Source organism: Caulobacter sp. SSI4214, from assembly GCF_012184455.1.
GTDB classification, from domain to species: Bacteria; Pseudomonadota; Alphaproteobacteria; order Caulobacterales; family Caulobacteraceae; genus Caulobacter; species Caulobacter vibrioides_E.
Window position 1 is genome coordinate 1 of record NZ_SZWJ01000018.1, and the last position, 23,355, is coordinate 23,355.

Genomic DNA, 23,355 nt, shown 5'->3' on the forward strand with positions numbered 1-23,355 from the left:
CGGCCAAGGCCGCCCTGGTCGCCGAACTTCCCGCTCCCTACAACACCGGCGACCTGGCCAACGGCCAGAGCAAGTTCGCCCTCTGCCGCTCGTGCCATACCGCCACCGAGGGCGGTCCGGACCTGACGGGGCCGAACCTCCACGGAATCTTCGGGCGAAAGGCGGGCTCGAAGGCCGGCTACGCCTATAGCGACGCCGTCAAGAACGCCGGCTTCACTTGGGACGCCGAACATCTGGACAAGTGGCTGGCCAGTCCGCGCGAGGATCTTCCGGGCACCAAGATGACCTTCGCGGGCCTCAAGGACCCCAAGGACCGCATCGACCTGATCGCCTATCTGAAGGCCGAGACGAGCGCCAAGCCGGCGGGATAGGAGCCTTCGCCGCCGCGCGCCTGGCCCACCGGGCCGGCGCGCAAAGCGCGTTCCTTCGGAGATCTGGAAAGCGGACCGAAGCCCATGAGTCTTGACGCCTTTCCGATCGCTCGACTCTACGATCTCTTCAACGCCCGCGACCTCGAGGGCTTTCTGGCGATGCTGACGCCAGACGTCGAATGGCCCGACGAAGCCGAGGATCGCGTTCTCATCGGTCGCGACGCCATTCGGGTCTACGCGCTGGAGACCACCGCGCCGCTGATCGCCCGTTATGTCCCGATCGCCTTCCACGTCGAGGCCGATGGACGCATCGCCGCCCTGGCCAGGCAGCTGATCGCCAGCGCCGCCGACGGCTCGTTATGGTCCAGCACCCGCGTTCTGCATCGGTGGACGGTGCGCGAGAACCTCGTCGCGCGCGTCGAGATCGAGCAGAACCACCAGGACCTGACCTTCCCCGGCATAGACGCCATGCTGGCCGGCTTGATGGCGCGCCTGAACGCCGGCGATGTCGAGGGCGCCCTGGCCTATTTCGCCCCCGACGCGCGCTTCATCGACAGTTTCGAAGGCGGGGTCATCGAAAGTCGAGACGACCTTCGCGCGCATTTCGCCCATCTATTCGATACGATCCGTATAAGGATGGATCTGATCGACTACAGGATCGAGACCGACGATCGCGTGCGGATGCGCGCGCGAGTCGAGACGCGCGGCCCCGGCGGCGGACTTTGGCAGGACGACGTTATCTTAATCTGGTACCGTCTCGAACGGGGTCTGATCGTCACACAGGACGTCGACGACAGCGGTCGGGACCAAACAAGCCATGAGCAGGCTGCTGACCGTACTTGAGCAGGCCTATGAAGCCTTCAACGCGCGGGATCTGGCGCGTCTGCGGCCGCTTGTCCATCCCCAGGCGACTTGGCCCAACACCTTGGAGGACGGCTCGCTGCTGGTCGGCAAGGAGGCCGTCATGGGACATTTCGGCCGTATGTTCGCGACCATGACGCCGAACATCCACGTGATCGAGGTGATCGACGAAACGACCGACGCCCTGACCGTCGACGCCCAGTACGCGGTCGAGAGCCGCGCTGGCCAGGTCTGGTCGGACACCCGGGCTCGGCTGACCTACCACTTCCGGGACGGTCTCCTGGCCGGCATGACCATCCTGAGTGGGTTTTAGGTCAGAAGATCGGCGCAGGCGTCCAGCACCGCTTCGGCGTCGAGACGATACTTGCCGTAGAGGTCCGGCAGGTCGCCGGACTGGCCGAACGCTTCCAGGCCCAGGGCCCGCACCCTCTGGCCGCGCACCGATCCCAGCCACGACAGGGCCAGGGGCGCGCCATCGGTCAGGGTGACAAGGCCGGCGTCACGGTCGAGCGGGGCCAACAGGGCCTCGATGGTCGAGGTCCGCGTTTCCTGTCCGGTCCAGCGCGCGCGACCGGCGGCGGTCCAGTCGCGGTGCAGCACATCGGCCGAGGTGACGGCCAGCAGGCCGGCCTCCGGCATGTCCTCGGACAGCGCCTCGAACGCGGCCAAGGCCTCCGGGGCCAGGGCGCCGCTATAGACGAGGGCCAGACGCGCGCCGGGGGCCGGCGGCTTCAGCCAATAGGCCCCATCGACCACGCCCCGACGCCAGGCCTCGTCCATCCGCTCGGGTTGCGCGATCACGCGGGTGGAGAGACGCAGATAGGTCGAGGCGCCGTCCTTGGCCTGGATGCGATCGAAGGCATGGGCCATCAGCACCGCCGTCTCGTCGGCGAAGGCCGGCTCGTAGGTGTCCAGCCCCGGCTGCGCCATGCCGATGACCGGCGCGTTGATCGACTGGTGCGCGCCGCCCTCGGGCGCCAGGGTCAGGCCGGACGGCGTGGCGACCAGCAGGAAACGAGCATCCTGATAGCAGGCGTAGTTCAGCGCATCGAGGCCGCGGGCGATGAAAGGATCGTACAGCGTGCCGACCGGAAACAGGCGCTCTCCGAATAGCGGCGCGGTCAGGCCCAGGGCCGCCAGGGCGATGAACAGGTTGTTCTCGGCGATGCCCAGCTCGACGTGCTGGCCAGTCTCGGCCTTGGACCAGACCTGGGCCGACGGAATGCGGCGGCGCTTGAAGACGTCCTCGTGAGCGCGGCGCTGGAAGACGCCGCGCCGATTCACGAAGCCGCCCAGATTGGTCGACACGGTGACGTCGGGCGAGGTGGTGACGACGCGTCCAGCGAACTCGTCTTTCCGCGCGGCGATCTCGAACATCACCTTGCCGAACGCGGCCTGGGTCGACTGCTCGCCCCCGCCGGCGACCGCGATGAGCAACTCATCGGCGGTCGGGGTCGGGATGGTCGGGGCCGTGTGCTCGCGCTCGACCTCGGCGGCGAAGGGCGCGCGCGCGACGAGACCCTTCAGGGCGGTGCGCTCGGCGGCGGAGAGCCCCGACAGCGGGTCCCACTCCTCGCCCTCGACCACGCCCAGGCGTTCGCGCAGCTCGGCGATCTGGGCCGGCGTCATCAGGCCGGCATGGTTGTCCTTGTGCCCCTGGAACGGCAGGCGCAGCCCCTTGACCGTATAGGCGATGAAGAAGCGCGGCCGGTCATCCTGTCCGGCGCGCTCGAACGCTTCCAGCAGCGTCTCCAGGCAGTGGCCGCCCAGTTCGGTCATTAGCTCGGCTAGGTCCGCGTCCTTGTAGGACGCGATGAGGGCAAGGGTCTGGGGATTGGACGCCAGGTCGGCGCTCAGACGCTCGCGCCAGGCCGCCCCGCCCTGATAGGTTAGGGCCGCGAACAGGTCGTTGGGCGCGGTCTCGATCCACTCGCGCAGCGCCTCGCCGCCAGGCTTGGCGAAGGCCTCGCGCTGGCGTTTGGACCATTTCAGCGTCTCGACGGTCCAGCCGGCGGCCTCGAAGATCTCGCCATAGCGCGTGAACATCCGGTCCTGGGTGGTCGCGTCCAGGCTCTGGCGGTTGTAGTCGACGATCCACCAAGTGTTGCGGATGTCGTGCTTGCAGGCCTCGATCAGGGCTTCATAGATATTGCCCTCGTCCAGCTCGGCGTCGCCCAGCAGCGAAATCATCCGGCCCATCTTCTCGGGCTTCACCGAACCGCGCGCGGCCAGATAGTCCTGGGTCAGCGAGGCGAAGGCGGTCATGGCGACGCCCAGGCCGACCGACCCCGTCGAGAAGTCGACGCCGTCGACGTCCTTGGTGCGCGACGGATAGGACTGCGCCCCGCCCAGCGCCCTGAACCGCTTCAGGTTTTCCAGGCTCTGGCGGCCGAAGAGATGTTGGATGGCGTGGAAGACCGGGCTGGCGTGCGGCTTGACGGCCACCCGGTCCTGCGGCCGCAGCGCCTTCATGTAGAGCGCCGTCATCACCGTGGTCAGCGAGGCGCTGGACGCCTGGTGGCCGCCGACCTTCAGGCCATCGCGGCTTTCGCGCAGATGGTTGGCGTTGTGGATGGTCCACGAGGCCAGCCAGAGAATGCGCTCCTCGAGGCGGCGCAGAAGGGCGATTTCCTGCCGCTTCGCCGCCAGAGAGACATCAGCCATGCTTCCTCGCCCGGTTCGCTCGGGTGAGGTTTGCCCCTCGCCCGGCCTTTCGCGGGCTTCATACGCCTTCCGCCATGGGGTCGTCCACTCCGGCGGCGCTCCAGATCTAGAAGCGACGCCAAAGGCCCAGGGTGACGCCCTGGTCGCGGGCGGTCTCACGCCCCATGGTCGTGTCGCGCCAGCCGGCCTGGGCGCTCCAATCGCCAAATGATCTGACAACGGACAATTCCGTCTTGACCCAGCGCGCGTCGATGGACCCGCGGTCGGCGCGGCCGGCATAGGTCTGCGCCAGGAGCAGCCAACGCCTGGCCGGACGCAGCCCCAGGGTGGCGTCGAAGCGCGTCTCGTCGGCAAGACCCTGGCGCTTGAGGCGCGCGACCTGGAGATCGACGAACACCTCGCGCCTGCGCCAGACGGCCGAGCGACCGACCAGGGCGCGGGCTTCGAGATCGAGGCTCCCCTGACCGGGAGCGGCGTAGCCGGCGTTTCGGCCCGCGCCGGCCTCGGCCGCGCCGACATACAACGCCACGACCGACCGCTCGCCGCGCCAAGCGGTCCAGCGCACGCCTAGCTCGACGGGGCCCCGTCCAGAATAGGACACCCAACGGTCGTGGCCGCGCGTCACCCCGGCCTTGGCCTGGAGAGTCAGGCGCGACGTCAGGCCGCGCTCGACAAGGACCGAGAAACTCTCGTCCTCGCGCCCGTCGATATCGACGAGAACCGCGTCCGGGTCATAGCCCTGGTCGGCTGTCGTGCGCTCGTACTTGGCGATGACCTGGGCCCGCCCGGGCGCGATCGGCCAGGCGCCGGCCCTGGCCGCGCTGTTCGCCAGGCACGAAAAAGCCGCCGCGATCGCCAGGACCGCGGCGGCCTTCGAGACTGTCGAAGCGACAGCTACTCGGCGTAGCCCGGCAGCGCGCGATCCAGCTGGCGCAAAGCGCCCGGCCAGGCCAAGCCGCCGATCATGCCCATGCCCATGCCGGTCTGCCTGCGCACCTCCTCCTGTGCCGCCTCGGGCGCCAGGAGAACATTGTCGCGTCCGACCGAAAGCGCCATCACTTGCTGCGCGCACGCTCGCTCCAGGAAGAACATCCCCAACCAGCACTCGGCCGCGTTGCCGCCCACCGACAAGGTGCCGTGGTTGCGCAGCATCATCAGCTTCTTGGTCGGACCGAGATCGGCCACCAGCCGTTCTCGCTCGTCCAAGTTGAGAGCAATGCCTTCATAATCGTGATAGGCGAGCTGAGGCAAGACGATTAGCGCATGTTGCGTCAGCGGCAGCAGGCCTTCCTTGTGCGCCGACACCGCCACGCCCTGGTCGCTGTGCAGGTGCATGACGAAATGCGCGTCCTCGCGCGCGGCGTGGATGGCCGAGTGAATCGTGAAGCCCGCCGGATTGATGAAGTACGGCGTCTTGTCGACGATGTTCCCGTCCAGATCGACCTTGACCAGGCACGAGGCGGTCATCTCGCCGAAGAACATGCCATACGGGTTGATCAGGAAGTGATGATCGGGGCCTGGAATGCGGGCCGAGATATGGGTGAAGATCATGTCGTCCCACCCATGCAGGGCGACCAGCCGATAGAGGGCCGCCAGATCGACGCGCGCCTGCCATTCGGCCTCGCTGACCTTGCCCTTGAGCGAGTTTATGGGCGTAGTCCCATCGGCCATGCCGGCCTCCCATAAGTTATCGTTGTTGACTTAGCGTCGCGCCGGGCTGGCGGGGCGTCAAGGGGCGTCTTGCCAGCGGCGTCCGCGCGTCCGACGGTCCACGACGGATTCGGGGGAGTCGAGGGAATGCTGACCCTGCTGGGCGTGCTGGTGGTGGTGCTGGGCTTCGCCCTGCGCTTCAATCCGCTTCTGGTGGTGATCGCCGCCGCGATGACCGCGGGCCTGGCCGCCGGGCTGTCGCCGATCGAGGTGCTGACCGTCTTTGGCAAGGCGTTCCGGACCAATCGCTATGTCAGCGTCGCCTGGCTGGTCTTGCCGGCTGTCGGCGTTCTGGAGCGGGCGGGCCTGAAGGAACAGGCTCGGGCGACGATCCTGAGACTGAAGGCGGCCAGCGCGGGGCGGATCTTGATCGCGTACCTCGCTCTGCGCCAGCTGTCCGCCGCCCTTGGCCTGACCCAGGCGGCCGGTCAAGCCCAGACCGTGCGCCCTCTGCTGGCTCCGATGACCGAGGCCGCCGCCGAGGCCCGGGCCGGAGGAGCCCTGTCCGAAAACAGCCGTGAGCGCGTTCGGGCGATGAGCGCGGCCACCGACAATGTCGGCTTGTTCTTCGGCGAGGACATCTTCCTGGCCATCGGCTCGATCCTGCTGATCGTCGGCTTTCTGGACCAGAGCGGCCTGACCGTGGAGCCGCTAGCCCTGTCGATCTGGGCCATCCCCAGCGCCCTCGCCGCCTTCGTCGTCCATGGCGCGCGGTTGCTGCTGTTCGACCGCGGCCTCGTCAAGGACGAGGTCGGCGAATGATCGGCCTGACGTTCGTCTATCCGCTGGCCGGTCTGGTGTTCGGAGCCTTCGCGGCGCTCAGCGCCTTCGACCGCGAGAACCCGAAGCGTTTGGGAAACACCGTTTTTTGGGGCCTGTTCGCGGTTTGCTTCCTGGTGGGAGACCGTCTCGGCGATCTCGGCAATGGCGTCCTGGCCCTGGCGCTGGCCCTGATCGCGGGCGCCGGCCAGCTGGGCGTCGGCAAGCCTCGGACCACGACCAGCGAAGAGCGGGAGCGTCTGGCGCGGGTTCACGGCGCCAAGCTTTTCCTGCCCGCCCTGGTCATTCCCGTCATGGTCCTGGTCGGAGCCCTGACCCTGAAGCGTCTTTCCGTGCATGGCGCGCCGCTGGTCGATCCCAAGCAGGCGACGCTGGTCGCCCTGGTCCTGGCGTCTCTGGCCGCGACGCTGCTGGCCAAGATCCTGTTCCGCCAGCCGGCGTCGGCCCCGCTGCAGGAGGGCCGACGCCTGATGGACCTGGTCGGCTGGGCCGCGCTGCTGCCGCAGATGCTGGCCGCCCTGGGGGCGGTCTTCGCCGTCGCCGGCGTCGGCAAGACCATCGGCGACCTTGTCGCCCACGTGACCCCGGTCGACAGCCGCCTGGCCGCCGTCACCGCCTACTGCCTGGGCATGGCCGTCTTCACCATGATGATGGGCAACGCCTTCGCGGCCTTTCCCGTCCTGACCGCCGGCGTCGCCCTGCCCCTCGTCATCGGCCGTTTCCATGGCGATCCGGCCGTCGTCTGCGCCATCGGCATGTTGTCCGGCTTCTGTGGGACGCTGCTGACGCCGCTGGCGGCGAATTTCAACCTTGTGCCGGCGGCGCTGCTACAGTTGAAGGACCGCTACGCCGTGATCCGCGCTCAGGCGCCGACCGCGGCGGTGATGCTGATCGTCAACGTGGTCCTGATGAACACCCTCGCCTTCCGCCGATGAGCCTCGCCCGCCACACCGCCTCGCGGTTCGCCCGGATCGCGCTGGGCCACCTGACTCGCGAATATCCCAACAAGCTGGACCACGTGATGGGCGGCGCGGACGACGTCCGCTCGCCGCGCGCGCTGCATCCGATCTTCTACGGCAGCTTCGACTGGCACTCTTGCGTGCACGGCTTCTGGCTGCTGGCCACCCTGCTGCGCCTGCGCCCGGAAATGGCCGAGGCCGACCAGATCATCGCCCTGTTCGACGACGCCTTCACCGACGACAAGGTCGCCGTCGAGACCGCGTATCTGGCCCGTCCCGAAAGCCGAGGCTTCGAGCGCCCCTATGGCTGGGCCTGGAGCCTGATGCTGCAGGCCGAGTTGCTGCGCCACGACCGTCCCTGGGCCCGAACCCACGCGCCGCTGGCCGCCGCCTTCGCCGACCGGTTCCGCGCCTTCCTGCCGCTGGCCGACTATCCCGTGCGCGCGGGCACGCACTACAACACCGCCTTCGCCCTGGTCCTGGCCAGCGAATACGCCGACATGACGGGCGACGAGGCCCTCCGCGAGATCCTGCGGTCCCGCGCGCTCGTCTGGTACGGCCAGGACGCGGCCTGCCAGGCCTGGGAGCCGTCGGGCGACGACTTCCTCTCGCCCGCCTTGATCGAGGCCGAGGCCATGCGCCGTCTGTTGCCGCGCGAGCGGTTCGAGCTGTGGTTCCCGCGCTTCCTGCCAGACCTGGCGCGCGGCCAGCCGGCGACGCTGTTCACGCCGGCGCGGGTCAGCGATCGCAGCGACGGCAAGATCGCGCACCTGGACGGCCTGAACCTCTCTCGCGCCTGGTGCTGGCGGACCCTCGCGATCGCCCTGCCCGAGACCGATCCGGCCAAGCCCCGGGCCATCAACGCCGCCCTGAATCATCTGGCGGCGGCGATCCCTCATGTCTCCGGTGATTACATGGGCGAGCATTGGCTGGCCACCTACGCCTTGCTGGCGCTGGAAAACGGCTAGGTAAAGCTCGCCGAACGAGCTTTTCGCGCCCCGTAATGGCGAGATTTCGCGAGAATTCGCTCGCGACGAGAATGTCAGATCACTGTTTACATTGATTGACAATGCCTGGACGCCCCCACGCGTTAATGATGAATTCGCGGCCACCGCATGGGTCGTGAACAGCATGGAGTACGCGCCATGAGGGAAGCGCTCTATCAGGACATCGAGATCGCGCCGGTCGCCGACGGCTGGCAGGTGCGCCAGGCCGGAAAGGCGCTGAACAAGTTCGAGTCCGTCGAGAAGGCCTATCAGCACGCGCTGACCCTATGCGGCGAACTCTTCGAACGCGGCGTCCATTCCCGCGTCTACGAGCTGCCGGCCGCCGCCTGAACACTCCCATGATCGCCGCCAACGACATCGCCGCCGCTCGGCGGCGCCGTCTGGTCCGCCAGGGCCTGACCTCGCCGCTGATCGGCGAAATCGTCGAGGCGTTGCTGACCCTGGGCGGACAAGCCAGCGCCAGCTTGGTGGCCGACACCGTGGCCCTGCGACGCGGCGGCCGCCGGGCGTCGGCGGCCTTGGTCGCCGAACTGGCCCTGGCGCTGGAGCTGCATCGCGGCCATGCGGCGAGTTTGGACCTTCCTGAAATGATTACCGTGGGACCCAAGGGTTGGGCCCTGACCGGCCGCGCCCACCTCTTCCTGCGGCGCGGCTTGAGGAACCACGTCCGTGGTTGAGGACCGGCCGATGATTCCAAGAGGTCTGCGCGTCTATCTGGTCATCAGCGGCGTGGCCTTCGCCCTGGGCCTGCTGATCGGATTTAGCGCCCATCCCGTTTAGAGCCTTATTTTCTGCTCGAATGATTCCATTCGAGCGGATAAGGCTCTAGGGCCGTCGCCTTCCTCCAAAATGAACCGAACCTGACCGGCCGGCTCCCGACGAGTTCATGTCGGATGCGCAACATTCGCCTGGCTCACGTCGAGCAAGGAGAATGCGAGCGATGGTTACCTCGAAAAAGTTGGCGGTCGCCGCGGCCGCCGCCCTGGCTTCGTTGACCGCCCTGACGGCCGCCGCGCCGGCTTCGGCCCAGGATTGGGGATGGGGTTATCGCCCCTGGTCGGGCTATGACGCGCCCGCCTATGGCCGTCCGGCGCGCGACCTCTTCGAGCGGGAACGCCGGATCGATCAGTGGCTCCGCAACAGCCAGGACGAAGAGCGGATCGACGACTGGCGGGCCGCCCGGCTGAGGCGCGAACTGGACGGCATTCGGGGTTGGACGTTCCGGGAAGCGCGGGAACACCGCGGCTTCCTGCCTGACTACGACTTCAACCGCATTTCGGCGCGACTGGACGACCTGGCCGGCCGCATCCGCGACGCGCAGTACCAGGGTTAGAGACCGGACGGAGAACGCGGCCCGCCAGCCGATGGCGGGCCGCGAGCCGACTCTCGCCAAAGCGTCGCCGGCGTTCCCTTAGAGCGTGATAGCCGAAAGTGTGAGCGGTTTCGGCGGTTATCACGCTCTAAATGTTTGATTTAGAGCCTTATTTTTCCGCTCGAATGATTCCATTCGAGCGGATAAGGCTCTAGTCGCGATCGCCCTTCATCAGGCGCGCCTTGTCGCGCTGCCAGTCGCGCGCGGCTTCAGTCTCGCGCTTGTCGTGCAGCTTCTTGCCCTTGGCCAAGCCGATCTCCAGCTTGGCCAGCCCCTTGTCGTTCCAATAGAGCTTCAGCGGGATCATCGTGCGGCCATCGCGCTGCACCGCGCCGATCAGCTTGTCGATCTGTTTGCGATGCAGCAGCAGCTTACGATGGCGGCGCGGCTCGTGATTGAAGCGATTGGCGTGGCCGTAGGGCGGGATGTCGGCGTTGATCAGCTTGATCTCACGCCCTTCGACCGAGGCGTAGGACTCCGCGATGTTGGCCCGTCCGACGCGCAGCGACTTGACCTCGGTGCCGGTCAGCATGATGCCGGCCTCGAACGTCTCCTCGATGAAGTAGTCGTACCGGGCGCGCCGGTTCTCCGCGATCGGCTTGGTCATTCCTGAAGACCGGCCTCGCGCATGGCCGCCAGGATCGTCGGACGCACGGCTTCGGCGCAGGGCACGATCGGCAGACGGACGTCTTCTAGGCAGAGGCCCAGCTGGGCCAGGGCGAACTTGGTCGGGGCCGGCGAGGAATCCAGGAACAGCGCCTTGTGCAGCCGCACCAGGCGGTCCTGCCAGTAGAGCCCCGTCTCCCACTGCCCTTGCATGCAGGCGTTCATGAAGGCGGCGCAGGCGTCGGGCGCGACGTTCGACGTGACCGAGATCACGCCATGCCCGCCGTGCGCCATGTAACCCAGGGCGGTCGGATCATCGCCGGTCAGCATGATCCAATCGGGGCCGCACGTCAGGCGCTGCAGGCTGATGCGCGTCAGGTCGCCGGTGGCGTCCTTGATCCCGACGATATTGGGCAGCTTGGCCAGACGCGCCAGGGTGTCGTTGGAGATGTCGACGCCCGTGCGCCCGGGCACGTTGTAGACGAACACCGGCAGCTCGACCGCGTCGTTGATCGCCTTGTAGTGCTGGTACATGCCCTCCTGGCTGGGGCGATTGTAATAGGGCGTCACCACCAGACAGGCGTCGGCGCCCACGGCCTTGGCGTGGGCCGCCAGCTCGATGGCCTCGTCGGTCGAATTGCTGCCAGCGCCGGCGATCACCGGCACGCGGCCCGCCGTCGTCTTCACGCACAGCTCGACCACGCGCTTGTGCTCGTCGTGCGAGAGGGTCGAGGTTTCGCCCGTCGTGCCTACGGGCACCAGGCCGTGAACCCCGCCGGCGATCTGGCGCTCGACCAGGGCGACGAAGGCTTTTTCGTCCACCTCACCGTCGCGGAACGGCGTGACGAGGGCAGGAAGAACGCCCTTGAAGTGAGACTGGACCATGACTTGCAAATTGCCGTGAGGAAGCGCCGCGGGTGTTGCGGCAGGAGGATGGGGGCGGACAGTATGTCTCTGCCCCGCCGTTCCGCAACCGCCGGCCGGCGCGGTTCGTGGGGCAGCCCGGGATTTGATGGGGGAACCGCGCCCGGTCAAGCCCGCCAACCCGACTTTAAAACCTATTAGGGCCTGAATCGTCGCATAGGGACGGAGACGAGATTCAGGTAAAATCCGGACTTAAGAGTCTGGCGAGGAGAGCGTTTTGGTTTCAGTGCTGCGTCGTCTGCTGCTTGGAGGGGCTTGCATCGTGGCCGCGGTCGGCGTCGCGGACGCCCAGACGGCGTCGCCCTATGCGACCCCGGGCGCGACCCAACCGAGCGGCGGCCTGATCACCACGCCGCCGACGGCGGTCTCCTCGTCGCTATCCGACACCGACGCCGCCAACCTGAGAACCGCGATTTCGGCCGCCAAGCGCGGCGACGTCTCCGGCGCTCGCGCCGCGATGCAGAGCCTCGAGGATCCGATCGCGCGCAAGATCGCCCAGTGGACTCTGGTGGACAGCAACGCCGAGGCGCTGAGCTTCTTCGAATTGGACGCCGCGCGCCGGGATCTGGCCGGCTGGCCGCGTGGCGCGCGCCGTGACGCCGCCACCGAGAAGGCCCTGTCGACCTCGGGCCTGGATCCCGCCCGGATCGTCGCCTGGTTCGGCGGCGCACAGCCGGCGACGGCCGAGGGCGCCATGGCCCTGGCCAGCGCCTATCAGGCGATGAACCGGCCCCAGGACGCCACGAACCTGATCCGCCGCGTCTTCCGCGACAAGGTCTTCGAGGCCGACGCCCAGCGCGCCATGATCGCCCGCTTCGGCGCGATGCTGACGCCGGACGACTACGCCCGCCGCGCCGACATCCTGCTGTACGGTCAGCAAGGGCCGGCCGCGCGGGAAATCGTCGCCATGCTGTCCGACACCGGCCAGGCCGCCGCCAAGGTGCGCATGGCCTATCGCGCCAATTCCGCCAGCGCCAACGACCTCTACAATGGCCTGACGCCCGACCTGCAGGCTTCGCCGGGCGTGGTGTTCGAGCGCGCGGCCTATCTGCGCCGCAAGGGCATGGAGACCCTGGCCATCCCCATGGTCGCCAACTTCCCGGTTCCGCCGACCGAGGAGGCCTCCACGGCGATCTGGAAGGAGCGCAAGCAGCTGATCGTGGCGGCGCTGAAGGCCGGCGACAGCCCCGGCGCCTACGCCGCCGCCAACAACGCCCAGGCCATCGCCCCGGCGGACATCGCCGAGAGCGAGTTCTACGCCGGCTGGATCGCCCTGACCCGCTTGAAGAACCCCGACGCGGCCGCGGCTCACTTCGCCAATATCGCCGCCGTCGGCGCCTCGCCGATCACCAAGGGACGCGCCCTCTACTGGCAAGGCCGCGCGGCCGAGGCTCAGGGCGACCTGATCGCCGCCCAGGCCTTCTATGGCGAGGGCGCGCGCTACATCACCACCTTCTATGGCCAGTTGTCGGCCGAGAAGGCGGGGATCAAGGAACTGCGCCTCGACCACGACCCGCTGATCACCCAGGCCGATCGCGCCCGTTTCTATGGCCGCGAGCAGATCCGCGCCGCCCGCATCCTGGCCGACGCCGGTATCCGCGACCTGTTCAGAAGCCTGGTGCTCTATATCGACGACACCCTGCCCAACGCCGAGGAGAGCGCCCTGCTGGTCGACATGGCGCGCGGCTACGGCGATCAGGACCTGGCCATGCGCGCCGTGCGCACCGCCGCCCAGCGCGGCATCATCCTGCCCGAGCGGGGGTATCCGCTGCTGGACCACCACTTCACGCCGGGCCCGGGCGCGGCCGAGACGGCCTTCGTCTATTCGATCTCGCGCCAGGAGAGCAATTTCGATCCCGCCGCGCGCTCGGCCGTCGGCGCGCGCGGCATGATGCAGCTGATGCCGGCCACCGCCGCCATCGTCGCCCGCAAGCTGGGTGAGCCCCACAGCGTCGAGCGTCTGTCCGAGGCCTCGTACAACATGCGCCTGGGCTCGGTTTACCTCGGCGACATGATCAACAGCTTCAGCGGCTCGTACATCATGGCCTCGGCCGCCTACAACGCCGGCCCGGGTCGTCCGGCCCAGTGGGCGGGCCTCTGCGGCGACCCGCGCGGCGCGGCCACCGACCCGCTGGACTTCATCGAGTGCATTCCGTTCTCCGAGACCCGCAACTACGTGATGCGGACCATGGAGACGACCATGGTGTACCGCGCGCGCCTGAATGGCGGCGTCGCGCCGCTGACCCTGTCGCAGGATCTCAAGCGCGGCGGCTACGTCTATTCACCCACGGTCGCGGCCGCCTATACGCCGACGGCCCAGCCCTAGAGCGTGATAGCCGAAAGTGTGAGCGGTTTCGGCGGTTATCACGCTCTAAATGTTTGATTTGGGGCCTTATTTTCCGCTCGAACGATTCCATTCGAGCGGATAAGGCCCTAAAGGCGTTTGGCCGCCAGCAACGGCCCGGCCGGCGTCTCGACAAGCTCGCCGTCGAGACGGAAGACCTGACCGAGAACGTCGCGCGACAGCGCTTCGCGCGGCGGCCCTTCCGCGACGATGCGGCCATGGTCGACGACGACGATCCGATCGCAGGCGCGCGCCGCCAGGCCCAGGTCGTGGAGGGTCACGACCACCGCCGCGCCCCGGTCGGCCTCGGCGCGCAGCAGATCGAGCGTCAACAACTGAGCGTCCGGATCCAGTCCCGCCACGGGCTCGTCGGCGACCAGCAGCGGCGCGCGGGTCGCCAGCAAGCGCGCCAGCAGCACGCGGGCCCGCTCTCCGCCAGACATGTCCAGCACCCCGCGATCGGCCAGCGCTCCGCCGCCCACGCGCGCCAAGCAGTCCAAGGCCAGGGCGTCTGCCGCGTCGTCGGCCAAGTCGCTCGCGCCCAGGGCGGCGACCATGCGGGCCGGCAGGTTCCAGGCGAGGCGGCGATCCTGCGGCAGATAGCCGACCAGGCGCGCGCGCTGTTCGGCCGCCAGCGCGCCCACGGGCCGGTCCGACAGACGCGCCTCGCCCGCATCGAGAGTCAGCAAGCCCAGGCCCGCGCGCAGCAGGCTGGTCTTGCCGGCGCCATTGGGACCGACGACGCCCACCACCTCGCCGGCGACGACCGTCAGGGAGGCTTGCTCCAGCACCGCGCGGCGGCCATGGCGCGCGGTAAGACCGGTCAGGGACCAGGGCGCGCTCACGACCGCCAGCTCCGCGAAGCGCGCCAGGCCAGAAGAGCGAAGGCCGGCGCGCCGAACAGGGCCGTCACCACGCCGAGCTTCAGCTCCTGCTCGGTCGGGATCAGGCGGGCGGCCAGATCGGCCAGCACCAGCAGCAGCGCGCCGGCGAGCGCCGAGGGCCAGAGGAGACGCTTGGGATCGTCGCGGACCAGGGCCCGGACCAGGTGCGGCGCGGCCAGCCCGACGAAGCCGATGACCCCGGCCGCCGCCACGGCGGCGCCGGTCAGGAGGGCCGAGCCCGCCACCGCGAACACCCGCAGGCGGGTCATCGGCAGGCCCGAGAGGCGCGCGGCCTCCTCGCCCAGGGTCAGCATCCGCAGGCCCCGGCCAGCGCGCAGACACAGGACCGCGCCGAGCGCCATCGGAACCACGGCGCGCGCCGCGTCGATCCAGTCGCGGTTCTGCACCGAGCCCATCAGCCAGGCCATGATCTCGGCCGTCGCCACCGGCGAGGGCGACAGGTTGAACACCAGCGCCGTCAGAGCGCCGCCGAACGCCGACAGGGCCACGCCGAACAGGATCAGCGCCTCGGGTTCCCGAAACCGCGCGGCCAGGGCCACGACCATGCCGCCCGCCAGCAGCGCGCCGACCAGGGCCGAGAGCTCGATCGCGCCCGGCGCGGCCGCCAATCCCGAAGCGATCGCGACCGCCGCGCCCAGGCCCGACAGCGCCGAAACGCCGAGGACGCCCGGATCGGCCAGCGGATTGCGCAACAGGCCCTGCATGGTCGCTCCCGACAGTCCCAGGGCTCCGCCCACCAGAATGGCGACGGCGACGCGCGGCGCGCGGATGCTCCACAGCACCTCGCCCGGCGGGCTGGCGGGATGGCTCAGCGCTTGGCCGTATTGCGCCAGGGAGAGCGGAGTCTCGCCCAGCGACACCGCCAGCGCCGCCGCGCCAACCAGGAGCAGCAGCATCAAGAGACACAGTCGGAGCAGGCTCATCGGCTGGACCGCGCCAGCATCGCGCTGCCCTCGGCCGCGAACCAGCCGGGACAACCGACCACCGATGCCGGCAGCGAGGCGACCGTGCGTCCCGCCAGCGCCTGGCGCAGCGCCGCGTGCCGCCCCGGCCCCCAGCGGTCGGATCCGGCCTTGATCAGGTCGAACAGGCCCAGCACCACCGCCGCCGGCGGCTCCATGACCATCCGCTCCAGGGACACCGGCGCGAAGGAAGGCGTCTTGGCGGCGTTCGAATAGCCCGCCGCCTTCAGCATCGCATCGATCAGGGTGCCGGAGCCCGAGGTATAGCCGCCCGGCGTCAGGTAAAGCGCCGGCCTGCCCTTCCCCGCCCCGGCCGACCGGACCAGTTGGGCGTCAATCCGCGCCACCAGCGCCTCGCCTTGCGGCCGACGGTCCAGGGCGGCGGCCACCTTGCGGACATTGGCGCGGACGCCGTCGAAGTCGGCCGCGTCGTCCAGCGCCACCGTGGTCACGCCCTTCTTCCGCAGGCCGTTGGAGAGGCGCGCGTCGCCGCCCCACAGCCGCACCACCACGTCGGGCCGCGCGGCGACCAGGCTCTCGAAGGTCGCGCGACGAAGCGGCAGGCCCTTGGCCTCCGCGCGCATGTAGCTGTCAGAGGCGACGGCGCGATAGGAAAGGCCGACGATGCTGTCACGCGGCGCCAGGGCCAGCACGTACTGGTCGGCGCACGAATCCAGCGACATCACGCGCGGCGCGGCGACGGCGACGGCCGGCGCGAGCGAAACCGCCGCCAGAAGCGCGCACAAGGCCTTGGCGGCGTTCATGAATCAGTCCGTGACCAGGCCGTGCAGCAAGCCGTCCAGCATCACCTTCATCAGTTGGTCGGGGTTCGACCAACCGCGCGAGGGCTTGGTGATCAGCAGCGAGACCAGGCCGTGGCAGCCGCTCCACAGCACCTCGGCCGCCTCGACCGGCGAGCCCGAACGCAGCCGACCCCGCGCGGCGATATCATGCACCGGCTCGCTGAACTTCTCGAAGCAGCGATCGCCCAGCGCCAGGACGTCGGCGATCTTGTCGGGCGAGATCTGGTCGCCGCCGCCGCAGAACACCAGTTGGTAGGTGTTGGGGTTGTCGAGGGCGAATTTCATATAGGCCTCAAGCATCAGCCGCACGCGGGCGACCGGATCCACGGGGCGGGAGGCGATCTGGGTGTTCAGGTCCAGCAAACGCTCGATCGCGCCGCTGGAGATCTCCATCAGGATCTGGTCCTTGTCGCGGAAGTGCATGTAGAGCGCCGTCGACGACACGCCGACCGCGTCGGCGATCTTGCGGATCGTCGCGCCGGCGTAACCCTCGGCGATGAAGATCTTCTCGGCCGCGGCCAGGATCTCTCCCCGGCGCATGTGCCCGTCGCCCTTGGGCTTTCTGGCCGATTTTTGAGGCTTCTTCAGAACGACCGTCACGGACTTGGCTTCCCCTCGCTGTCCCCGAAGGAACACTAAACGGGAATCACTCAGCCGTCGCAAGAACGTGCGTTCCAGGAGAATATCGGAAGCGCCCCGCCGAAAATTCGCTCCGAGATTGATATTTTTCTATTTGACACTTTCAGGTTGAGATTCCGTTATCCGCTGCGTTGAGGCGAGCAAGCGTATCGGGGGCTTCCGTTGCCGCGCGAGGAAAGACGACTTGACCCGGCGTTCGCGCCGGAAAGCCACCCCATGTCCGCGACGGAGTCGATGTCCGACGAGGCCATCGGAACTCTGGCCGTCGACCGCGACGGCGCCCACCGGACGCTGTCGAGGACGCAGGCGTTCGTGGTGACGCTGGCGGGTCTGCTGGCCGCGATTGGCGTGGCGCTGGACCCCGTCCTCGCGGGCGTCGCCATCCACCACGGCTTCTTCACGATCTTTCTGGTCGGCGGGCTGACGCGTCTGGCCGCCGCCTGTACGCCCTTGAGGCCCGAGCGCGCTCCGCCTCTCGTCGACGCCGAACTACCCGCCTACACCCTGATCGCGCCGCTCTATCGCGAGGCCGAGGTCGTGGCCGAACTGGTCGAGCACCTTTCGGCCCTCGACTATCCCAGCGATCGCCTGCAGGCGCTGATCGTGCTGGAGGCCGACGACGAGGTCACGCGGGCGGCGGTCAGGGCCATCGCCCTGCCCGCCTTCGTCCAGGTGCTGATCGCGCCGCCCGGCGCGCCGAAGACCAAGCCGCGCGCCTGCAACTACGCGCTGGAGCGAGCGCGCGGCGAGCTGGTGGTCATCTACGACGCCGAGGACATGCCCGACGCCGGGCAGCTGCGCGAGGCCGCCGCCCGCTTCGCCGCCTCGGATGCGCGCCTGGCCTGTCTGCAGGCGCCGCTGCGGATCGAGGCGCCGGCGTTCCCTCTGTTCCTGCCTTCGCAGTTTCGGCTGGAATACGCCGCCCATTTCGAGGTTCTGCTGCCGGCCCTGGCGCGTTGGGGACTGGTGTTCCCGCTGGGCGGCACCAGCAATCACTTCAACGGTATTATGTATCAAACACACCAAGCCATCCGCTGACCCAAAGGGGGCGCGGGGGTAAATTATCGGCATGGCCCGACAGACGACAGAGACCTATCAGCACGCGATTTCCGCCCTGCTGTTCCGACGCGGCGAGATGCTGGAGGAACTGGCGGTGATCCGCGAGCAACAGGCCCGCATCGCCAACGACCTAGACGCTTTGGACCGGACGCTAGAGACCCTAGGCTATCAGGGCGACGTACAGCTAACCGCCCGCGTCCCTCGCGTGGTCCTGTTCTACCGAGGAGAGCTGAGACAGTACCTCATCGCCCAGCTACGCGACCACGGCCCCCGCACGTCCCGCCAAATGGCCGAAGCCCTGGCCAAGGAGGAAGGCAAGGAGATCGCAGACCGCCGCATGTTGACCGACATCGTCAAGCGCATGGGGAAGGCCCTGCGCCTTATGGCGGATGCGGGGATCGTCGCCAGGACGGCGGATAAGATCAGCGGGGAGTACGTTTGGCGGCTCAACTCGCCCGCATAAGGCTTTCTTTATGCGTAAATATTTTTAACCAGGCGCCTTTACGCGCCCTTGGCGGGCGCCTTATGCCTTTTTCTTGTCACGGGGGGCGATTCTAACGATTCGCCTTCGGGGGGCTGTACTGACCTGGCCGTCGGTACAGTTCGCAGTCGCTAAAGGTGGCGGCACACGGGGCAGGTCGGGTGAAAACTCGGCCTGCCTTTTCGTTTGACGGCTTCGTCAACGACGATGGTGATACATATCACGTTGAATCGCGTCAACAGCCTTGCGATTCCGGCGAGGGTTTTGCGTCGAAAAACGCAACGAAGATTCCTCCATTTTCCTGTGGAAATTTCACGTGAAAATGTTGGCGATTTTTACGCCGCACTACGCTGCCAGTAGCCCTTCCACTGGCGCGACACCGGCGCGGCCATAGCCGCATCCACGATCATGACAAACTGCCCGCCGTTGGACGTGCGGCGGAAGTCCTCGCGCCACGCCATTTCGCGGGCGTAGGCCGACAGGTACTTGCCCGCGATCTTGTGGTGGATACCGGCCTCGGCGCGGCGGATGCGGCTGAAGAAGCTTTCAGCCCAGTTCGTGCAAGCGCCGTCCAGCGAGTAAGCCTCGCTGTGATTGATACGGCGGGTGGCGAACTTGGCGGTCAGGTTATCCCAATGCGTCGCCTCGTCGGCGTGAACGGTGGCGCCCGCCTCGACGTTGGCGGCGACCAGGGCCACGCCTTCGCGCTCCGCCTTGGCGACGAACGGCAGGGTGCGGCCACCGCGCTCGCGGATCACGACGACGACCTGGCGCTTGCCGCTCTGGTTTTCCGACAGGCGACGGTCGCGGCGGTTTTCCTTTTCGTTGGCGGGCTTCACGTAGCCGCCGAAGTACGCGCCATCCACTTCGACTTCGCCCGACAGCTTGGCCTCGTCGCGGGCCTTGGCCATCGCTTCGCGCAGCTTGTGGGTCAGGACAAAGGCCGTCTTGTACTGGCAATCCAGGTCACGCGAGAGCTGGAGGGCGCTGTGGCCCTTGGCCCCGTTCGTGAAGATTGCGATAGCCGCCAAGATGTCGCGCAGGCTCATCTTGCGGCTGGCGAAGATCGTCCCGCTGGTCAGGCTGAATTGGGCGTTGCAGCCCTTGCACTTGAAGATCCGGCGAGCCTTGAACGTATAAACCGCCGTACAGCCGCACTTGCCGCAATAGGGCTCGCCGCCGTTGTCATCCCAACGGATCGCCTTGAAGGTCTCAAACGCCTCATCTTCCGACAGGCGCATGACCTTGGACAGCGAAAGCGTCCTGGCAGCGGCTGAAAGGAGGAAGTGTTGCGACACAAGTCATATCCGTCTGTTTGACAAACAGATATGTATGATATTGAGCCGACACTTGCAATAGCAAAAGCGACGGATATGTATGGTTTCAGGTGAATCGGTCTGGAGGCCGTTATGGCTGGAACTAGCGACGAATGGGCCGATAAGGCCAAACGTTACCTAAAAGCGGAAATGACGCGCGCCGGGGTCAAGAACGCCGAACTTGCGCGCCGCCTTACCGAGATGGGCTTGCCGGAAACCGAAGGCGGTGTTCAGGTCAAGATCAACCGAGGGGCGTTTCCAGCATGGTTTCTATTGGCCGCACTTACCGCGCTTGGGTGTTCGTCGCTGCGCTTGGATTGATTGCTGTAACAAGTGGGTTACAAGCCCAAGCTGAGCAGACACAGACCAATCAGCGCCAAAAATCCAATTCCAGCACCTACCCAGCCCAGCCATCTGCGCCGGTGTCCGCTCCAATCAACGCTGTACGACGGACCCCAATATATAAGCCAGATTGCAAGAGCCCCAGAGATAGTAACGAGTACGCCTTGTGCGTAAGCGTTAAGTCCCTTGAATCTGCAAATCACCAAGTGATGCTTGGGTGGTTGCAGTTCATTGGCCTTGTCATCACAGTTAGCTTTACGGCCTATAGTTTGAATATTGCCAAACGTGCTTTGATGAATGTCGAGCGCGCATGGCTTCATGTATGCCGTTACGAAGGAAATATGATAGCTGGAAAGTTTGTCGTTCAGCCGGTTTGGCAGAATAGCGGGTCCACACCAGCCACCAAGACTGTCTTTAGATGTGCGTGGAAAAGTTTTGAAGCGCCACTTACTAGCCACTACACTTTCCCCGACCTTGATAGTTCCGGAAACGAAACTAGCAAATTCTCCGACTACGCTATTTCCATGATTGGTCCAGGAGCGGAAACCTTCGCCACAGGTATAGCAATAGAGCCGCATTTTATTAGTGAAATATCCAGTGGCAATTGCCACATCTACATTTGGGGATGGGCAGAGTATAACGATGTTCTGTTTAGGCCGCGTCACAGAACAGAGTTTGCCGTCAAGCTTGAGGCGGTCCCCGATCCCAATCCCGAAAATCCCGGCCGTGTTGCAATGCGCTTCATTCACCACTGGGAGCACAACGGAGTTGACAGCGATTGCCTGAAGCGAACCGACAAGTGGCCTGGAAATCCAGCAAAATCCCAAGATTGATATCACTTCAGGTCTCTCCCTTGAGACCCGGCATCACCAGCAAACCCGGCGTTTTCGCCGTAGGTGTGTTTGCTACATAATACCGCACTTCAAGACGGCCGCCTTGCGGGAAATCGGCGCCTGGGATCCCTACAACGTCACCGAGGACGCGGATGTCGGGTTTCGCCTGGCGGCGGCCGGCTATCGCCTGGGCGTCATCCAGCGGCCCACCTGGGAAACCGCGCCGACCACCTGGGGCCAATGGTTTCCGCAGCGGGCGCGCTGGATCAAGGGTCACATGCAGACCCTGGCGGTGCATGGACGCGGCCTTGTCGCGCGCCAGCCGCGCAACGCGCTGTCGATGGTTCTCACCCTGGCCCAGTCGGTCGCCTCGTCGCACCTGCATGGGCCGGTGATGGGCGCCGCCATCATCATGGCCATGGCCGACTACCTGCCGGACGGGACCTTCAGCTTTCCGGTGTGGGACCTGATGCTCTACGTCCTGGGCTGGGGTTCCGCCGCGATCGCCGGCGCGCGTGGGATGCTGCGGGCCGGCGCCCAGCCCAAGTCGCTGCACCTGTTCGGCATGGCCGGTTATTGGATCCTGCAGAGCGTCGCGGCCGGCAAGGCCCTGCACCAGTTCGTCACCGCGCCGCACCACTGGGACAAGACCCTTCACGCCCCGCGCTCTGGACGCATGAGGCCCTAAAACGGTATGGGCGAACGATGGCTCCGAAGATCGCTCCCGCCCCCCTTGTCATGCGCACCACCGGCTGGGCGGACTACGCCCTGCTGGACAGCGGTCACGGCAAGAAGCTGGAGCGCTACGGCCGCTACACCGTCGTGCGGCCCGAACCGCAGTGCTTCTGGGAGCCGCGTCTCGCGACCAAGGTCTGGGAGAACGCCGACGCGGTCTTCGACCCGACCGACGAGGACGAGGCCGGTCGCTGGCGCTTCAAGGGCAAGCCGATCGAGAAGTTCGATCTGGCCTGGGGCGCGGCCAGGTTCCACGGCCAGTTCACGCCCTTCCGGCACCTGGCCTTCTTCCCCGAGCAGGCCGCCAACTGGGCCTGGCAGGACGAGCGGGTCCGGGCGCTTGCCGGCGCGTCAGGTCCTCAGCCCAAGGTCTTGAACCTGTTCGGCTATACGGGCGTGGCCTCGCTGGTCTGCGCCGCCGCCGGCGCGGCCGTCACCCACGTCGACGCCTCCAAGAAATCGGTCGGCTTCGCCCGCGAGAACGCCGCCTTCGCGGGCCTCGCCGACAAGCCGATCCGCTGGATCGTCGAGGACGCCCGCAGGTTCGTGGCCCGCGAGGTGCGGCGCGGCAACAAGTACGACGGCATCATCCTGGACCCGCCCAAGTTCGGACGCGGCGCCGACGGCGAGGTCTGGCGACTGTTCGAGGACCTAGCGGCCCTGACCAAGGACTGCGCGGCGCTGCTGTCGGACGACGCCTCGTTCCTGTTGATGAACGCCTATGCGGCCCGCGTCTCCGGCGCGGCGATGTCGGGCCTGCTGGCCCAGGAACTGCAAGGCCGGGGCGGCGTCATCGACTGGGGCGAACTGGCGCTGGTCGAGGAAAAGGGCGACCGCCAGATCGGCCTGTCCTTCTTCGCCCGCTGGTCGTCGGAAGGGTAACGGCGATGAACACCAAGACCGTCACCTCCCTGACCAACAACACGGTCAAGGCCGTCCGCGCCCTGCACATGCGCAAGGAGCGCGAGGAAAGCGGCCTCTTCCTGGCCGAGGGGCTGAAGATCGTCATCGAGGCGATCGATTGCGGCCACGCGCCCAAGATCGTCATGTACGGCCCCGACGCCGCCGACCATCCGATGCTGAGGAAGGCCGTCGCCGCGTGCCTGAAGGCCGGCGGCGAAGTCATTGAGGTCAATCGGGAAATCCTGGAGAAGGTCTCGCGCCGCGACAACCCGCAGGCCGTGGTCGCCGTCTTCAAGCAGGTCTTCACGCCGCTGTCGGCGATCGTGCCCGAGAGCGCGCCGTGCTGGGTGGCCATGCAGGCCGTCCGCGATCCCGGCAACCTCGGCACCGTGATCCGCACCGCCGACGCGGCCGGCTGCGGCGGGGTGATCCTGGTCGGCGACTGCGTCGATCCCTACTCGGTCGAGGGCGTGCGGGCGACCATGGGCTCGATCTTCGCCGTGAAGATCGCCAAGGCCACCATCCCCGAGTTCCTCGCCTGGCGCGAGACCTGGCCCGGCAGCGTGGTGGGCACGCTCCTGACCGCCACGGTCGACCACAAGTCCGCCGACTATGTGAAGCCGTCGCTGATCCTGATGGGCAACGAACAACAGGGCCTGCCGCCCGAGCTGGCGGCGGCGTGCGACGTGAACGTGAAGATCCCGATGCGCGGGCGGGCGGACAGCCTGAACCTGTCGGTGGCGACCGGGATCATGATCTATACGGTGACGGGGTAGACG

The 23,355-nt window shown here is 67.2% G+C and carries 26 protein-coding genes and 1 pseudogene; 17 read left to right on the top strand and 10 right to left on the bottom strand.

Features of this window, described 5'->3' with window-relative positions:
• The 3 genes from FCU40_RS07550 to FCU40_RS07560 all read left to right on the top strand — a co-directional run.
• Positions 1-371, top strand: a 371-nt coding sequence (locus tag FCU40_RS07550; RefSeq protein ID WP_168074083.1) for a cytochrome c family protein, incomplete at its 5' end; no start/stop codon positions are given.
• An 84-nt stretch (positions 372-455) separates the two neighbouring features.
• On the top strand, positions 456-1,214 hold the full coding sequence (locus FCU40_RS07555) for a nuclear transport factor 2 family protein (RefSeq protein WP_168074084.1): 759 nt from the start codon (positions 456-458) through the stop codon (positions 1,212-1,214).
• On the top strand, positions 1,189-1,545 hold the full coding sequence (locus FCU40_RS07560; RefSeq protein ID WP_168074085.1) for a nuclear transport factor 2 family protein: 357 nt from the start codon (positions 1,189-1,191) through the stop codon (positions 1,543-1,545). The genes FCU40_RS07555 and FCU40_RS07560 overlap by 26 nt, the downstream gene beginning before the upstream one ends.
• On the opposite strand, the gene FCU40_RS07565 is transcribed toward FCU40_RS07560, so the two are convergent.
• The 3 genes from FCU40_RS07565 to FCU40_RS07575 all read right to left on the bottom strand — a co-directional run bounded on the left by FCU40_RS07565 (position 1,542) and on the right by FCU40_RS07575 (position 5,567).
• A complete protein-coding gene (locus FCU40_RS07565; RefSeq protein WP_168074086.1) occupies positions 1,542-3,896 on the bottom strand; it encodes a transketolase in 2,355 nt (784 codons plus the stop codon). The two genes, FCU40_RS07560 and FCU40_RS07565, sit on opposite strands and share 4 nt — an antisense overlap.
• Positions 3,897-4,002: 106 nt before the next feature.
• A complete protein-coding gene (locus tag FCU40_RS07570) occupies positions 4,003-4,461 on the bottom strand; it encodes a hypothetical protein (RefSeq protein WP_342672537.1) in 459 nt (152 codons plus the stop codon).
• Between the two features lie 329 nt (positions 4,462-4,790).
• Positions 4,791-5,567: a class II aldolase/adducin family protein gene (locus FCU40_RS07575; RefSeq protein WP_004619677.1), complete on the bottom strand. Its 777-nt coding sequence runs from the start codon at positions 5,565-5,567 to the stop codon at positions 4,791-4,793.
• 126 nt (positions 5,568-5,693) lie between these two features.
• Between FCU40_RS07575 and FCU40_RS07580 the strand changes: the two genes are divergently transcribed.
• The 6 genes from FCU40_RS07580 (at position 5,694) to FCU40_RS07605 (ending at position 9,685) form a co-directional block, all read left to right on the top strand.
• Positions 5,694-6,368, top strand: a complete 675-nt coding sequence (locus FCU40_RS07580; RefSeq protein WP_168074087.1) for a DUF969 family protein — start codon at positions 5,694-5,696, stop codon at positions 6,366-6,368.
• The gene (locus FCU40_RS07585) at positions 6,365-7,321 is read left to right on the top strand and encodes a DUF979 domain-containing protein (RefSeq protein ID WP_168074088.1); all 957 of its coding nucleotides are present in this window, start codon (positions 6,365-6,367) and stop codon (positions 7,319-7,321) included. Before FCU40_RS07580 ends, FCU40_RS07585 begins: the two co-directional genes overlap by 4 nt.
• Complete coding sequence (locus tag FCU40_RS07590; protein ID WP_168074089.1) at positions 7,318-8,313, top strand: DUF2891 domain-containing protein; 996 nt, start codon at positions 7,318-7,320, stop codon at positions 8,311-8,313. Before FCU40_RS07585 ends, FCU40_RS07590 begins: the two co-directional genes overlap by 4 nt.
• Before the next feature lie 177 nt (positions 8,314-8,490).
• Positions 8,491-8,682, top strand: a complete 192-nt coding sequence (locus FCU40_RS07595; RefSeq protein ID WP_004619685.1) for a hypothetical protein — start codon at positions 8,491-8,493, stop codon at positions 8,680-8,682.
• 8 nt (positions 8,683-8,690) lie between these two features.
• Positions 8,691-9,029, top strand: coding sequence for a hypothetical protein (locus FCU40_RS07600; protein WP_004619687.1), 339 nt, complete (start codon positions 8,691-8,693; stop codon positions 9,027-9,029).
• A 263-nt stretch (positions 9,030-9,292) separates the two neighbouring features.
• Positions 9,293-9,685: a hypothetical protein gene (locus FCU40_RS07605; RefSeq protein ID WP_004619690.1), complete on the top strand. Its 393-nt coding sequence runs from the start codon at positions 9,293-9,295 to the stop codon at positions 9,683-9,685.
• A 190-nt stretch (positions 9,686-9,875) separates the two neighbouring features.
• Here FCU40_RS07605 and smpB read toward each other — a convergent pair whose 3' ends face one another.
• Positions 9,876-10,331 (bottom strand): SsrA-binding protein SmpB, encoded by a 456-nt coding sequence (smpB, locus tag FCU40_RS07610; RefSeq protein ID WP_004619693.1) that lies wholly within the window; start codon positions 10,329-10,331, stop codon positions 9,876-9,878.
• Positions 10,328-11,215 carry a 4-hydroxy-tetrahydrodipicolinate synthase gene (gene dapA / locus FCU40_RS07615; RefSeq protein WP_168074090.1) on the bottom strand — a complete coding sequence of 296 codons (888 nt, stop codon included), beginning with the start codon at positions 11,213-11,215 and terminating at the stop codon, positions 10,328-10,330. Before dapA ends, smpB begins: the two co-directional genes overlap by 4 nt.
• Before the next feature lie 256 nt (positions 11,216-11,471).
• Here dapA and FCU40_RS07620 point away from each other — a divergent pair, with 256 nt between their 5' ends.
• The gene (locus tag FCU40_RS07620) at positions 11,472-13,580 is read left to right on the top strand and encodes a lytic transglycosylase domain-containing protein (RefSeq protein WP_168074091.1); all 2,109 of its coding nucleotides are present in this window, start codon (positions 11,472-11,474) and stop codon (positions 13,578-13,580) included.
• A 107-nt stretch (positions 13,581-13,687) separates the two neighbouring features.
• On the opposite strand, the gene FCU40_RS07625 is transcribed toward FCU40_RS07620, so the two are convergent.
• The 4 genes from FCU40_RS07625 to FCU40_RS07640 are packed head-to-tail and all read right to left on the bottom strand — an operon-like array spanning position 13,688 to position 16,868.
• On the bottom strand, positions 13,688-14,443 hold the full coding sequence (locus tag FCU40_RS07625) for an ABC transporter ATP-binding protein (protein WP_168074093.1): 756 nt from the start codon (positions 14,441-14,443) through the stop codon (positions 13,688-13,690).
• Entirely contained in the window at positions 14,440-15,426 is a 987-nt protein-coding gene (locus FCU40_RS07630; RefSeq protein ID WP_168074095.1) for an iron ABC transporter permease, read from the bottom strand. The genes FCU40_RS07625 and FCU40_RS07630 overlap by 4 nt, the downstream gene beginning before the upstream one ends.
• A complete protein-coding gene (locus FCU40_RS07635; protein ID WP_168074097.1) occupies positions 15,423-16,229 on the bottom strand; it encodes an ABC transporter substrate-binding protein in 807 nt (268 codons plus the stop codon). Before FCU40_RS07635 ends, FCU40_RS07630 begins: the two co-directional genes overlap by 4 nt.
• A gap of 3 nt (positions 16,230-16,232) precedes the next feature.
• Positions 16,233-16,868 carry a TetR/AcrR family transcriptional regulator gene (locus FCU40_RS07640; protein ID WP_004619704.1) on the bottom strand — a complete coding sequence of 212 codons (636 nt, stop codon included), beginning with the start codon at positions 16,866-16,868 and terminating at the stop codon, positions 16,233-16,235.
• Positions 16,869-17,123: 255 nt separating this feature from the next.
• Here FCU40_RS07640 and FCU40_RS07645 point away from each other — a divergent pair, with 255 nt between their 5' ends.
• Together FCU40_RS07645 and FCU40_RS07650 are read left to right on the top strand one after the other, a co-directional pair.
• Positions 17,124-17,945 (top strand): glycosyltransferase, encoded by an 822-nt coding sequence (locus tag FCU40_RS07645; RefSeq protein WP_241693566.1) that lies wholly within the window; start codon positions 17,124-17,126, stop codon positions 17,943-17,945.
• Positions 17,946-17,976: 31 nt separating this feature from the next.
• Positions 17,977-18,429, top strand: coding sequence for a hypothetical protein (locus FCU40_RS07650; protein WP_168074099.1), 453 nt, complete (start codon positions 17,977-17,979; stop codon positions 18,427-18,429).
• Positions 18,430-18,782: 353 nt separating this feature from the next.
• Here the strand turns inward: FCU40_RS07650 and FCU40_RS07655 are convergent, their stop codons facing one another.
• Complete coding sequence (locus FCU40_RS07655) at positions 18,783-19,745, bottom strand: IS1595 family transposase (protein ID WP_168074101.1); 963 nt, start codon at positions 19,743-19,745, stop codon at positions 18,783-18,785.
• 111 nt (positions 19,746-19,856) lie between these two features.
• On the opposite strand from FCU40_RS07655, the gene FCU40_RS07660 reads away from it, so the two are divergent.
• The 5 genes and pseudogenes from FCU40_RS07660 to FCU40_RS07680 all read left to right on the top strand — a co-directional run bounded on the left by FCU40_RS07660 (position 19,857) and on the right by FCU40_RS07680 (position 23,352).
• A complete protein-coding gene (locus FCU40_RS07660; RefSeq protein WP_168074103.1) occupies positions 19,857-20,084 on the top strand; it encodes a DUF6471 domain-containing protein in 228 nt (75 codons plus the stop codon).
• A complete protein-coding gene (locus tag FCU40_RS07665; protein ID WP_168074105.1) occupies positions 20,027-20,938 on the top strand; it encodes a hypothetical protein in 912 nt (303 codons plus the stop codon). Before FCU40_RS07660 ends, FCU40_RS07665 begins: the two co-directional genes overlap by 58 nt.
• Positions 20,939-21,023: 85 nt before the next feature.
• Positions 21,024-21,626, top strand: a pseudogene (locus FCU40_RS07670) (glycosyltransferase); the annotation flags it as partial.
• 17 nt (positions 21,627-21,643) lie between these two features.
• A complete protein-coding gene (locus FCU40_RS07675; protein WP_168074107.1) occupies positions 21,644-22,555 on the top strand; it encodes a class I SAM-dependent methyltransferase in 912 nt (303 codons plus the stop codon).
• A gap of 5 nt (positions 22,556-22,560) precedes the next feature.
• Complete coding sequence (locus tag FCU40_RS07680; protein ID WP_168074109.1) at positions 22,561-23,352, top strand: RNA methyltransferase; 792 nt, start codon at positions 22,561-22,563, stop codon at positions 23,350-23,352.
• Positions 23,353-23,355 lie beyond the last annotated feature (3 nt).

What these genes read in the sequence shown, in the direction of transcription:
- FCU40_RS07600 (WP_004619687.1), top strand. Translation starts at nt 8,691, where the DNA reads ATGATCGCCGCCAACGACATCGCCGCCGCTCGGCGGCGCCGTCTGGTC.
- FCU40_RS07595 (WP_004619685.1), top strand. Translation starts at nt 8,491, where the DNA reads ATGAGGGAAGCGCTCTATCAGGACATCGAGATCGCGCCGGTCGCCGAC.
- FCU40_RS07630 (WP_168074095.1), bottom strand. Translation starts at nt 15,426, where the DNA reads ATGAGCCTGCTCCGACTGTGTCTCTTGATGCTGCTGCTCCTGGTTGGC.
- FCU40_RS07675 (WP_168074107.1), top strand. Translation starts at nt 21,644, where the DNA reads ATGGCTCCGAAGATCGCTCCCGCCCCCCTTGTCATGCGCACCACCGGC.
- dapA (WP_168074090.1), bottom strand. Translation starts at nt 11,215, where the DNA reads ATGGTCCAGTCTCACTTCAAGGGCGTTCTTCCTGCCCTCGTCACGCCG.
- FCU40_RS07650 (WP_168074099.1), top strand. Translation starts at nt 17,977, where the DNA reads ATGGCCCGACAGACGACAGAGACCTATCAGCACGCGATTTCCGCCCTG.
- FCU40_RS07575 (WP_004619677.1), bottom strand. Translation starts at nt 5,567, where the DNA reads ATGGCCGATGGGACTACGCCCATAAACTCGCTCAAGGGCAAGGTCAGC.
- FCU40_RS07580 (WP_168074087.1), top strand. Translation starts at nt 5,694, where the DNA reads ATGCTGACCCTGCTGGGCGTGCTGGTGGTGGTGCTGGGCTTCGCCCTG.
- FCU40_RS07665 (WP_168074105.1), top strand. Translation starts at nt 20,027, where the DNA reads ATGGTTTCTATTGGCCGCACTTACCGCGCTTGGGTGTTCGTCGCTGCG.
- FCU40_RS07605 (WP_004619690.1), top strand. Translation starts at nt 9,293, where the DNA reads ATGGTTACCTCGAAAAAGTTGGCGGTCGCCGCGGCCGCCGCCCTGGCT.
- FCU40_RS07585 (WP_168074088.1), top strand. Translation starts at nt 6,365, where the DNA reads ATGATCGGCCTGACGTTCGTCTATCCGCTGGCCGGTCTGGTGTTCGGA.
- FCU40_RS07560 (WP_168074085.1), top strand. Translation starts at nt 1,189, where the DNA reads ATGAGCAGGCTGCTGACCGTACTTGAGCAGGCCTATGAAGCCTTCAAC.
- FCU40_RS07590 (WP_168074089.1), top strand. Translation starts at nt 7,318, where the DNA reads ATGAGCCTCGCCCGCCACACCGCCTCGCGGTTCGCCCGGATCGCGCTG.
- FCU40_RS07645 (WP_241693566.1), top strand. Translation starts at nt 17,124, where the DNA reads ATGTCCGCGACGGAGTCGATGTCCGACGAGGCCATCGGAACTCTGGCC.
- FCU40_RS07660 (WP_168074103.1), top strand. Translation starts at nt 19,857, where the DNA reads ATGGCTGGAACTAGCGACGAATGGGCCGATAAGGCCAAACGTTACCTA.
- FCU40_RS07680 (WP_168074109.1), top strand. Translation starts at nt 22,561, where the DNA reads ATGAACACCAAGACCGTCACCTCCCTGACCAACAACACGGTCAAGGCC.
- FCU40_RS07565 (WP_168074086.1), bottom strand. Translation starts at nt 3,896, where the DNA reads ATGGCTGATGTCTCTCTGGCGGCGAAGCGGCAGGAAATCGCCCTTCTG.
- FCU40_RS07635 (WP_168074097.1), bottom strand. Translation starts at nt 16,229, where the DNA reads ATGAACGCCGCCAAGGCCTTGTGCGCGCTTCTGGCGGCGGTTTCGCTC.
- FCU40_RS07555 (WP_168074084.1), top strand. Translation starts at nt 456, where the DNA reads ATGAGTCTTGACGCCTTTCCGATCGCTCGACTCTACGATCTCTTCAAC.
- smpB (WP_004619693.1), bottom strand. Translation starts at nt 10,331, where the DNA reads ATGACCAAGCCGATCGCGGAGAACCGGCGCGCCCGGTACGACTACTTC.